The sequence below is a fragment of the Pseudomonas sp. LBUM1643 genome (genome assembly GCF_059716215.1).
Genome location: NZ_CP166813.1, coordinates 5,316,312 through 5,327,723 on the forward strand (window position 1 = coordinate 5,316,312; position 11,412 = coordinate 5,327,723).

11 protein-coding genes are annotated in these 11,412 nt (G+C 59.3%); 3 read left to right on the top strand and 8 right to left on the bottom strand.

Annotation, left to right across the window (positions count from 1 at the left end; translation table 11 throughout):
• Positions 1-83: 83 nt before the first annotated feature.
• From pdxJ to lptF, 8 genes are all read right to left on the bottom strand, one after another.
• Positions 84-830, bottom strand: coding sequence for a pyridoxine 5'-phosphate synthase (pdxJ, locus tag ACA063_RS23930; RefSeq protein WP_497663623.1), 747 nt, complete (start codon positions 828-830; stop codon positions 84-86).
• A gap of 66 nt (positions 831-896) precedes the next feature.
• Complete coding sequence (gene recO / locus ACA063_RS23935; protein ID WP_497663624.1) at positions 897-1,586, bottom strand: DNA repair protein RecO; 690 nt, start codon at positions 1,584-1,586, stop codon at positions 897-899.
• 174 nt (positions 1,587-1,760) lie between these two features.
• On the bottom strand, positions 1,761-2,663 hold the full coding sequence (gene era, locus ACA063_RS23940; RefSeq protein ID WP_059403406.1) for a GTPase Era: 903 nt from the start codon (positions 2,661-2,663) through the stop codon (positions 1,761-1,763).
• Positions 2,656-3,345 carry a ribonuclease III gene (rnc, locus tag ACA063_RS23945; RefSeq protein WP_497663625.1) on the bottom strand — a complete coding sequence of 230 codons (690 nt, stop codon included), beginning with the start codon at positions 3,343-3,345 and terminating at the stop codon, positions 2,656-2,658. The genes era and rnc overlap by 8 nt, the downstream gene beginning before the upstream one ends.
• Positions 3,346-3,529: 184 nt before the next feature.
• On the bottom strand, positions 3,530-4,384 hold the full coding sequence (gene lepB / locus ACA063_RS23950) for a signal peptidase I (RefSeq protein WP_497663626.1): 855 nt from the start codon (positions 4,382-4,384) through the stop codon (positions 3,530-3,532).
• Between the two features lie 5 nt (positions 4,385-4,389).
• Positions 4,390-6,189, bottom strand: coding sequence for a translation elongation factor 4 (gene lepA, locus ACA063_RS23955; protein ID WP_150746888.1), 1,800 nt, complete (start codon positions 6,187-6,189; stop codon positions 4,390-4,392).
• Positions 6,190-6,360: 171 nt separating this feature from the next.
• On the bottom strand, positions 6,361-7,422 hold the full coding sequence (lptG, locus tag ACA063_RS23960; protein ID WP_497663627.1) for an LPS export ABC transporter permease LptG: 1,062 nt from the start codon (positions 7,420-7,422) through the stop codon (positions 6,361-6,363).
• Positions 7,415-8,533: an LPS export ABC transporter permease LptF gene (gene lptF, locus ACA063_RS23965; RefSeq protein WP_497663628.1), complete on the bottom strand. Its 1,119-nt coding sequence runs from the start codon at positions 8,531-8,533 to the stop codon at positions 7,415-7,417. The genes lptG and lptF overlap by 8 nt, the downstream gene beginning before the upstream one ends.
• A gap of 393 nt (positions 8,534-8,926) precedes the next feature.
• Here lptF and ACA063_RS23970 point away from each other — a divergent pair, with 393 nt between their 5' ends.
• From ACA063_RS23970 to ACA063_RS23980, 3 genes are all read left to right on the top strand, one after another.
• The gene (locus ACA063_RS23970) at positions 8,927-10,417 is read left to right on the top strand and encodes a leucyl aminopeptidase (RefSeq protein ID WP_497663629.1); all 1,491 of its coding nucleotides are present in this window, start codon (positions 8,927-8,929) and stop codon (positions 10,415-10,417) included.
• A gap of 164 nt (positions 10,418-10,581) precedes the next feature.
• Entirely contained in the window at positions 10,582-11,010 is a 429-nt protein-coding gene (locus ACA063_RS23975) for a DNA polymerase III subunit chi (protein WP_497663630.1), read from the top strand.
• An 8-nt stretch (positions 11,011-11,018) separates the two neighbouring features.
• Positions 11,019-11,393: a DNA polymerase III subunit chi gene (locus ACA063_RS23980; protein ID WP_194692680.1), complete on the top strand. Its 375-nt coding sequence runs from the start codon at positions 11,019-11,021 to the stop codon at positions 11,391-11,393.
• Positions 11,394-11,412 lie beyond the last annotated feature (19 nt).

The window sequence follows — 11,412 nt, forward strand, 5'->3', positions numbered from 1 at the left end:
CCCACTGGTGCGCGTCGAACACACGATCGTCGTTCAACGCTTTTTTGGGAGCGTGGCTTGCCCGCGATGGCAGCGCCGCCGATTTAGCCTTTCAACGCTGCTGCCAGAATCAAAGTCTTCATCTCTGACACCGCCGACTTGAAGCCGACGAACAGCGCATGCGCCACCAGTGCGTGGCCAATGTTCAGTTCGTTGATGCCTTTGATCGCGGCGACCGCTTCAACGTTGTGGTAGTGCAGACCGTGACCGGCGTTAACGATCAAACCCTGGGCCAGACCGAAGGCCACGCCATCCGCTACACGCTTCAGCTCCTCAGCCACATCGGTCGGCGTCTCCGCGTCCGCGTAGCGACCGGTGTGCAGTTCGATCGCCGGCGCGCCAACACGACGAGAGGCCTCGATCTGACGCTCGTCTGCATCAATGAACAGCGATACTTCGCAGCCGATTTTCGCCAGGCGATCCACCGCGGCCTTGATCCGCGCTTCCTGCCCCGCTACGTCCAGGCCACCTTCAGTGGTCAATTCCTGGCGGGTTTCCGGCACCAGGCAGATGTGCGCCGGACGTATGCGCTCGGCAAACGCCATCATCTCTTCAGTGACACCCATTTCGAAGTTCATGCGGGTTTGCAGAACGTCCTTGAGCAACAGTACGTCGCGCTCCTGGATATGCCGACGGTCTTCGCGCAGGTGCACGGTGATACCGTCAGCGCCCGCCTCTTCCGCGTCCAGCGCAGCCTTGACCGGATCGGGATAGCGAGTGCCCCGGGCCTGACGCAGAGTGGCAACGTGATCAATGTTCACGCCAAGAAGAATGCGATTGCTGGTGGTCACGGAAGCGCTCCTGAAGAGGGGAAAGTTCGGTGCACAGCATACACGGGGAGACTGTGTCTGTTGACCCTAGGGCTTTCGAAACAACTCTCGGGACACCAACGGGCGACCGCCCAGATGCACAGCCAGCGCCTGGCGCATCAAACGCTTGGCAGCCGACAACGCGCCAGGAGCTGACCAGTCGGCTTCGGCCATGGCCAGCAGTTCAGTGCCGTTGAACAGACCAGGCTGCAGCAGATACACCCGCTCAAGCCCCGCGTCCACTTGCAAACGGTAGAGGCCATCCGGCGCGATGGTCTCGCCGTGGATGTCGGTACTCAGCGCAAAGCCATAACCGAGATCATCCAGCAGCCGCCACTCAAAGGAACGCAGCAGCGGTTCCAGGGGACGGCCCTCGGCCAGCGCAATCAACGTCGCGGCATAGTGATCGAATACGCCGGGAAGAGGGTCTTCGGCGGGCAGCATTCGAATCAGCAGTTCATTGAGATAGAGACCACTGAACAGTGCCTCCCCGATGAGCCAGGTGGATACACCCGCGCTTTCCATTCGCCCGACATTCTTCAGCTCGCCACGCCCCCGAAACTCCACTTCCAGCGGCACGAACGGTCGCGCCAATGTCCCGGCCTTGCCCCGAGCACTGCGCAACACCGCCCGCAGCCGACCTTGCGGCGTGAGGAAGTCCACCAGTGCACTGCTTTCGCGGTAAGCGCGGGTGTGGAGTACGAAGGCGGGTTGGGCGATGGGTGGGGTTGGCGACATGGAAGTCAGGGTTCTCAATAAAGAAACGCAGGCTTATGAAACACCCAAAACCACTGTGGGAGCGAGCCTGCTCGCGATTGCGGTGTGACAGTCGGCATCAATGCTGAATGTTACACCGCAATCGCGAGCAGGCTCGCTCCCACAGGGTATTTCTGGAATACAGGGAACCGAGTCTTACAGGTCGCCGTAACCCAGCGAACGCAGGGCGCGCTCGTCGTCAGACCAGCCGCCTTTCACCTTGACCCAGAGGTTCAGCATGATCTTGGAGTCAAACAACAGCTCCATGTCCTTGCGAGCCTCGGTACCGATGCGTTTGATGCGCTCGCCCTTGTCACCAATGATGATCTTCTTCTGACCGTCACGTTCTACGAGGATCAAGGCATGAATGTGCAGGGTTTTGCCCTGCTGCTTGAACTCTTCGATTTCCACGGTGATCTGGTACGGCAGCTCGGCGCCCATCTGGCGCATGATTTTCTCGCGCACCAGTTCAGCCGCGAGGAAGCGACTGCTGCGGTCGGTGATCTGGTCTTCCGGGAAGAAGTGATCGTTCTCCGGCAGGTAACCGGCGATCACTCGCTCCAGCGCTTCGAGGTTGTGCCCGTGCTGGGCCGAGATCGGCATGATCTGCGCGTTCGGCAGCTGTTCCTGCAACCACGACAGGTGCGGCATCAGTTCAGCTTTGTCTTCGATGCGATCGGTCTTGTTCAGCGCCACGATCAGCGGGCCAGTCACGTACTGGACGCGCTCAAGGACCATCTGGTCCTCGTCGGTCCACTTGGTGCGATCCACCACGAAGATCACCACGTCGACGTCTTTCAACGCCGCCGAAGCGGTCTTGTTCATGTAGCGGTTGAGGGCTTTTTCGCCACCTTTGTGCATACCGGGGGTGTCGACGTAGATGGCCTGCACGGCGCCCTCGGTCTTGATGCCCAGCATGTTGTGACGCGTGGTCTGAGGCTTGCGCGAGGTAATCGCCAGCTTCTGGCCCAGAATGTGGTTCAGCAGCGTGGACTTGCCCACGTTGGGACGGCCGACGATGGCAACATAGCCACAGCGTGTTGCGGTTGAATCAGTCATTGCCATTCTCCACACCCAGGGCAATCAGTGCTGCGGCGGCCGCTACCTGTTCGGCAATACGACGACTCACACCCTGACCTCGGCTTTTTTCATTCAGTAAGGTGATTTCACATTCGACGAAGAACGTCCGGCAATGCGGCTCACCCTGGATATCCACCACTTCGTAACGTGGCAGCTCACAACCGCGCGATTGCAGGAATTCCTGCAAGCGGGTTTTTGGATCTTTGTTGGTATCGACCAGTGTCAAGCTGGCGATCTCGGTCGCCAGCCAGGCCACAACCCGCTCCTTCGCCGCTTCCATGCCAGCATCGAGGTAGATGGCACCGATCAGCGCTTCGAGGGCGTCGGCCAGAATCGACTCGCGGCGAAAGCCGCCGCTTTTCAGTTCACCGGAACCCAGGCGCAGGTAGTCGCCCAGATCGAAACCACGGGCCAGTACGGCCAGGGTCTCGCCTTTGACCAGACGCGCGCGCAGTCGCGACAACTGTCCTTCGCGTGCCAGCGGGAAGTGCTGGAACAGCGCCTCGCCTGCGACGAAGTTGAGGATGGCATCGCCGAGGAATTCCAGGCGTTCGTTGTTACGCCCGGCAAAGCTGCGGTGAGTCAGGGCCAGGACCATCAGTTCCTGGTCCTTGAAGGTGTAGCCGAGCTGACGCTCTAGACGGCTTAAGGAAACGCTCACGGTGTACCCACGCTAAGTTCGTGGCTGGATTCCACCGCCATCGCCGTGGTACGGCGCGGGCTTGGGACAATTAACGCTGTGTTCAAAAATTACATCCTGAATATCATTGTTTTCATGCGTCCGGGGTCGATTGTGCCGGCTCCAGAAATGCATTCGGCGCTGTGTTCAACAGCGCCGTGTGTGATTACTTGATCAAGCCAACCCGCGAGAAATTCGGCAGGTGGCTGAGTTTGGGTTCTGGCCAGCTCATCCAGACTGCGAAAGCCTTGCCGACGATATTCTTGTCGGGAACCATGCCCAGCAGATCCTTGGGAATGTTCGGATCATCCCAGTAACGACTGTCGTTCGAATTGTCGCGGTTGTCGCCCATCATGAAGTAATGCCCGGCAGGCACGGTCCACGAACGGTCCGGCGTTGCGCGGTAGCGGCTCATTTCCTTGCGGATCAGGTGCTCGGCGATACCGAGTTTTTCCTTGTAGAGCTCTGCGCTGCCCAGCGTGCCCGGTTCGGAGCCCACCAGCTGCTCGGCGATCGACTCGCCGTTGACGAACAGGCGCTTGTCCGCGGTGTAACGAATCTGATCACCCGGCAGGCCCACTACACGTTTGATGTAGTTGACGTTCGGATCGCTCGGGTAGCGAAAGACCATCACATCGCCGCGCTGCGGATCACCGACTTCGATGATTTTCTTGTCGATCACCGGCAAGCGGATCCCGTAGGAAAACTTGCTCACCAGAATGAAGTCGCCGACATCCAGGGTCGGTTTCATCGAGCCGGATGGAATCTGGAACGGTTCCACCAGGAACGAACGCAGTACCAACACGATGAACAGCACCGGGAAGAACGACTTGCCGTATTCGACCAGCAGCGGCTCTTTATTCAGTTTCTCGACCACCATCCCGTCGGGCTGGCTGACGCTGCCCTGATAGGAAGCAATGGCAGCACGCCGACGCGGCGCAAGAATAACCAGGTCGAGCAACGCCAACAGGCCGCAGACGAACACGGCGATGACCAGCAACAGCGGGAAATTTAGTGACATAGGACCTAACTATCCAACCTGAGCACTGCAAGGAAGGCTTCTTGTGGAATTTCCACGTTACCGACTTGCTTCATGCGTTTTTTACCGGCCTTCTGCTTTTCCAACAGCTTGCGCTTACGGCTAACGTCACCGCCGTAGCATTTGGCCAATACGTTCTTTCTGAGTGCCTTGACGGACGTACGCGCAATGATCTGCCCGCCAATGGCGGCCTGGATCGCAACGTCGAACATCTGACGCGGAATCAGTTCTTTCATCTTCTCGGTCAACTGGCGACCTTTGTAGTGCGCGTTATCCTTGTGCACGATCAGCGCCAGGGCGTCGACCTTGTCACCGTTGATCAGCACATCCAGCTTCACCAGATTAGCCGATTGATAACGATCGAAATGGTAATCCAGCGAAGCATAGCCACGGCTGGTCGATTTGAGACGGTCAAAGAAGTCGAGGACCACTTCGTTCATCGGCAAATCGTAGGTCACCTGGACCTGGGTACCGAGGAACAACATGTCGTGCTGCACGCCACGCTTTTCGATACACAGGGTAATGACGTTGCCCAGGTGCTCCTGCGGCACAAGAATATTGGCCCGCACGATCGGTTCACGCATGTCTTCGATAGAGGACAGGTCTGGAAGCTTCGACGGGTTGTCGACGTAAATCGTTTCACCGGTTTTCAGCAGCAGCTCGAAAATTACGGTTGGCGCCGTGGTGATCAGGTCCAGGTCGTACTCGCGCTCCAGGCGCTCCTGGATGATTTCCATGTGCAGCATGCCGAGGAAGCCGCAACGGAAACCGAAGCCCAGGGCGTCGGAGCTTTCCGGGGTGTATTGCAGCGACGAATCGTTCAGCGTGAGCTTTTGCAGCGCCTCACGGAAGTCTTCGAAATCGTCGGAGCTGACCGGAAACAGGCCGGCGTAGACCTGCGGCTGAATGCGTTTGAAGCCTGGCAGTACATCGACGTCGGGCGTGGAGCTCAAGGTCAGGGTGTCACCGACCGGAGCACCGTGAATGTCCTTGATGCCGGCAATGATGAAGCCCACTTCGCCGGCCTTCAGGTCTACGGTGGCGGTGTGTTTCGGGTTGAAGACACCGACGCTGTCCACCAGGTGGATCTTGCCGGTGGACTTGACCAGAATCTTGTCGCCCTTCTTCACGCGGCCATGGCGCACGCGAACCAGGGAAACGACGCCCAGGTAGTTGTCGAACCAGGAGTCGATGATCAACGCTTGCAGCGGATCTTCGTAGTTACCGGTTGGCGCAGGAATGGTCTGCACCAGGCGCTCGAGTACTTCATCGACGCCCAGACCGGTCTTGGCACTGCACTCGACCGCATCGGTCGCGTCGATGCCGATGATTTTCTCGATTTCTTCTTTGACGCGGTCCGGATCAGCCTGTGGCAAGTCGATCTTGTTCAGGACCGGCATGACTTCCAGGCCCTGCTCGATGGCCGTGTAGCAGTTGGCAACCGACTGCGCCTCAACGCCCTGACCAGCATCGACCACCAGCAACGCACCTTCACAGGCCGCCAGCGACCGGCTGACTTCATAGGTGAAGTCGACGTGGCCGGGGGTATCAATGAAGTTCAGCTGGTACTTGATGCCATCGCGAGCGGTGTAATAAAGGGTGACGCTATGGGCCTTGATGGTGATCCCGCGTTCACGCTCCAGGTCCATGGAGTCCAGTACCTGGGCTTCCATTTCGCGCTCGGCAAGGCCGCCGCACATCTGGATGAATCGATCAGCCAGCGTCGACTTGCCATGGTCAATGTGGGCGATGATGGAGAAATTGCGGATATGACTCAAATCACTCACGGATCAACACTCAAAAAGGCTGCAGGCATAGCCCGCCGAAAAATAGCCGGGAATTGTACCTGATCCACGGCGCAAGCGTCACGTTTGCAGGTCAGACGGCGCATACAAAAACGCCCCAACCTTGCGGCAGGGGCGTTTTATGAGAGTGGCGAAGCAGGGAAATACCCGGAATCAACCGGCCCGACGCAACAGCCAGACGCCGGCCAAGGCGCACACACTGGCGGGCACCAGCACCGCAAACAGCGGCGAGAAACCGAACACCAGGCTCGAAGGACCGAGCAGATCCTGGACGATACGGAAGGTGAACCCCACCAGCACGCCAGTAAACACGCGCTGGCCGAGGGTCACCGAACGCAGCGGACCGAAGATGAAGGAGATCGCCATCAGCACCAGTGCAGCGGTAACCAGCGGCTGCAACACCTTGACCCAAAATGCCAGCCAGTACCGGCCGTTGTTCAGCCCTTGGTCTGCCAGGTAATGGATGTACCCCCACAAGCCGGAAATCGACAGCGACTCGGGTGCCATGACCACAGTGCTCAGCAACTGCGGGCTCAGGGCAATTTCCCAGCGCTCGACAGGTGCCGTGACCACTTCGGTGCTTTTCTCATGAAACAGCGTGGTGGTGACGTCGCTAAGCTGCCAGTGATCCTTGTCGAACTCGGCGCGCTTGGAGAAACTCGCCGACAGCATGTGCCGTTCTTTATCGAAGTGGTAACGGGTTACGCCATACAGCACGCCATTGGGCTGTACCGAGTTGACGTGGATGAACTCGTCACCCTGGCGATGCCACAAGCCATGCCGGGCGCTTTGTGCATCCCCACTGCCTTGTGCCAGAGAACGGTTGGCTTGAGCGGCGCTTTCGGTGGCGGGTGCCACGTACTCGCCAATCAACACACCAACGACCATCAATACCAGCATCGGCTTCATGACCGCCCAGACGATACGGCCGATGGACACGCCGGCTGCGCGCATGATCGTCAGTTCACTGTTACTGGCCAGGCTACCCAGACCGATCAGACACCCGATGAGCGCCGCCATCGGCAACATGTCGTAGAGACGGCGCGGCGCCGTCAGCAGGACGTAACTCAAGACGTCCAGCAAGGTATAGGTATCGCTGGCGTCGCCCATTTCATCGATAAAGGCGAACAGCGTCGCCAGACCGAGAATAATCCCCAATACCGCCAGGATGGCCACGAACACGCTGCTACCGATGTAGCGATCCAGCTTAACCACGGGCCACCTCCAGCGCGCTGCGGCGACTCGCCATTTTCAAGCGCATGGGCTCCCAATAAAGCAAGACGAGGCCAATCGCCAGGAAGATTCCGTGCACCGGCCACAGGCCCAAAGCCATCGGAAGCTTGCCTTTTTCCAGCGCGCCACGAGCAGCAATCAGGATGGTCAGGTAGGCCATGTAGAGAAGAATCGCCGGCAGCAGTTTGAGGAAACGGCCCTGACGCGGATTGACGCGCGACAGCGGCACCGCCATCAGCGTGACGATAAACACCAGCAATGGCAGCGAGATTCGCCATTGCAGTTCGGTGCGCGAACGGACGTCATCACTACCAAAGAGGCTGCTGGTAGGCATTGCATCCCGGTCGGTGACTTCGTCACTGACATCCGGCTTGGGCAGCAGAACACCGTACTCTTCGTATTTGATTGCACGGTAATCAGCCTGCCCCGGATTGCCGTCATAGCGGTAACCGTTGTCGAGAATCAGATAGCGGTTGCCGTCCGGGCGGATTTCCTGACGGCCTTTTTCGGCCACCAGCACGGAAATACCACGATCCTTCTGGTCCGACGACGTGTTCTTTTGCGAAATGAACACGCCACCCAAATGGATACGATCGTCCGTCAGCGTTTCGGTATAGGTCACCCGCGTACCGTCACGCAACGCCTGGAAGCGTCCGGGCTCCAGCGTATCGAACTCGGTCAGGGCGTCCTGCTTGTTCAGCAGCAACTGGAATTGATTGGCCCCTTGTGGCGCCAGGCTCAGGCTCAACCACGCCACCACGAGGGCGACCAGAGTGGCCGGAAACAGAGTCATGGCGAACAGGCGTTGCTGGCTCATGCCGGTGGCCGACAGGACGGTCATTTCGCTTTCGAGGTACAAGCGACCGTAGGCCAGCAGGATGCCCAGAAACAGCCCGAGGGGCAGGATGAGCTGCAGGAAACCCGGAAGACGAAAACCCATGATCAGAAACAGCGAGCCCGGATCCAGAAGACCTGCCGCCGCCTGGGCGAGGTATTTGATGAAGCGTCCGCTCATGATGATGACCAGCAGCACGGCGCTAACGGCACTCAGGGTCAACAGGACTTCGCGGGATAGGTAACGAAAGACAATCAAACCAGACACTCCAGGGTTGTCAGGCGAAGGCGGCCAAACAAGCAAACATATCAGGCGGACCGCAAGGCAGGGCCGCCGAAAAGATGGCGCATTATCCTGTGATTGTGCGCGCCTGTCACTGCGCAATGCATTGGCGCGCAGGGCGCAGGAGCAAGCCTGCTCCGGGCGGCGATCCGAGGATCATCGCCTACCTGCAGCGGGAAGTCTGACACCCCGTGGCGGGCTTGGGTTCCTTGCGAGCCGGCTCGCTCCCACAATCGTAAGACCGAGGGTTGTCAGGCGCAGCAGGCGAGGTTCAAACTGCGGCCTTTGTCGCAGGTCGTGTCTTGCGTCTTTCTATTTATAAGCAAGTTCATACGCTTGCGTGTTGACCATTTATTCAGGGGCCCGGACATGGAACTGGTTGTAAAAAGCGTTAACCCAGAAACGTTGAAGACCGCCACTCTGGTCGTCGCCGTCAGCGAAGGCCGCAAACTTGGCGCCGTTGCCAAGCAACTCGACGAATTGAGCGGCGGCGCGATCAGCGCTGTCCTCAAGCGCGGCGACCTGGCCGGCAAAGTCGGCCAGAGCCTGCTGCTGCACAGCCTGCCGAACCTCAAAGCCGAGCGCGTATTGCTGGTCGGCGTGGGCAAGGACGAAGAGCTGGGCGATCGCCCGTTCCGTAAAATGATCGCCGGCATCCTCAACACCCTGAAAGGTCTGGGCGGCACTGATGCAGTGCTTGCGCTGGACGAAGTGGTGGTAAAAGGTCGCGACAGCTACGGCAAGACCCGTCTGCTGGCCGAAACCCTGGTGGACGGCGAGTACACGTTCGATCAGTTCAAGAGCCAGAAAGCCGAGCCTCGCGCACTGAAGAAAGTCACTCTGGTGACCATCAAGGCAGCCCAGGCTGAAGTCGAACGCGCCGTGGCCCACGCTACCGCGATTGCCAATGGCATGGCGTTCACCCGTAACCTGGGCAACCTGCCTCCGAACATCTGCCACCCGACGTTCCTCGGTGAACAGGCGAAGAACCTGGGCAAGGAATTCAAGAGCCTGAAAGTCGAAGTCCTCGATGAGAAGAAGATCAAGGACCTGGGCATGGGCTCGTTCTACGCCGTCGGCCAGGGCAGCGCCCAGCCTCCGCGCCTGATCGTCATGCAATACAACGGTGGCAAGAAATCCGAGAAGCCATACGCGCTGGTCGGCAAAGGCATCACGTTTGACACCGGCGGCATCAGCCTCAAGCCAGGCGCCGGCATGGACGAAATGAAGTACGACATGGGCGGCGCTGCCAGCGTGTTCGGCACCCTGCGTGCCGTGCTCGAGCTGAAACTGCCGATCAACCTGGTGTGCATCCTCGCCTGTGCCGAAAACATGCCGAGCGGCAACGCTGCGCGCCCTGGCGACATCGTGACCACCATGAGCGGCCAGACCGTGGAAATCCTCAACACTGACGCCGAAGGCCGTCTGGTGCTGTGCGACGCCCTGACCTACTCCGAACGCTTCAAGCCACAGGCCGTGATCGACATCGCGACCCTGACCGGCGCTTGCGTTGTTGCGCTGGGTGCTCACACCTCCGGCCTGCTGGGCAACAACGACGAACTGATCGGCCAACTGCTGAGCGCCGGCCAGTCCGCCGACGACCGCGCCTGGCAGCTGCCGTTGTTCGACGAGTACCAGGAACAGCTGGACAGCCCGTTCGCCGACATCGCCAACATTGGCGGCCCGAAAGCCGGCACCATCACTGCCGCCTGCTTCCTGTCGCGCTTCACCAAAAACCTGAACTGGGCGCACCTGGACATCGCCGGCACAGCCTGGACCAGTGGCGGCAAGGACAAAGGCGCCACTGGCCGTCCGGTTCCACTGCTGACCCAATACTTGCTGGACCGCGCCAAAGCCTGAACATCAACTCACTGCCTACTGTAGGAGCGAGCCTGCTCGCGAAAAACTCAAGATCGCCGCGAGTAACCTGGTTTCCCGCGTCATCGTTGACGACCTTCGCGAGCAAGCTCGCTCCTACAGATTCCGGGGAAGTTGTATAACCGTTCCGGATTCCAGGAACCGCAATGACCAAAGTCGACTTCTATATCCTGCCCAGCGCCGATCCTTCGGCGCGGCTGGATTTCGCCTGCAAGCTCACCGAAAAAGCGTGGCGCATGGGGCACCACATCTATCTGCATTGCAGCGATGCCGCCCAACGCGACGATCTTGATGCACGCCTGTGGGCCTTCAAGGGCGAAAGTTTTGTTCCTCATGGACCTGCCGAAAACGAGGCTGAGGGTTTGATCGTGCTGGGTCTGGGTGATGACTGTGGTCAGCATCAGGATCTACTGGTCAATCTTGACCTGAAAGTGCCAGCCTTTGCCAAACAGTTCGCCCGTGTGGCGGAAGTGGTGGTAGAAGATCCAACGATTCGCCAGGCCGCGCGGGAGAGTTTCCGCTTCTATCGCGAACAGGGCTATCCTCTGCAAGACCACCGTTTACAGCGACTCTGAGTATTCCGATGGACACTCCAAAAACGCACCAACAGTCCGCGCACCTGCTGGACGACCTTGAGTCGATCCGCCAACTGCTCGGCGATGACAACCTGCAACCACCGCTTTTGACCGACACGGTCGAGGACGAGGACCAGGAACAGATTCCGATGTTGTTCGAGGCCGTCGACACCGCGCCGCCCGCTGCCGAACCCTCCCCCGCCCCGGCGGCACCTGCTGCGGACAAAGGCCCCGACGCCCTGCTGCATCTGGACGGCGAACTGCGCGCCGCCGCCATGCTGATCATGCAAGACGTGATCGACGACTTCGCCCCGCATATCGAAACCGAAATCAAACGCCGGCTCGCCGCGCGGATGGAACGGTTGCTTAGTCAGTACGAGTAAGCCCTCACCTTTACACTGT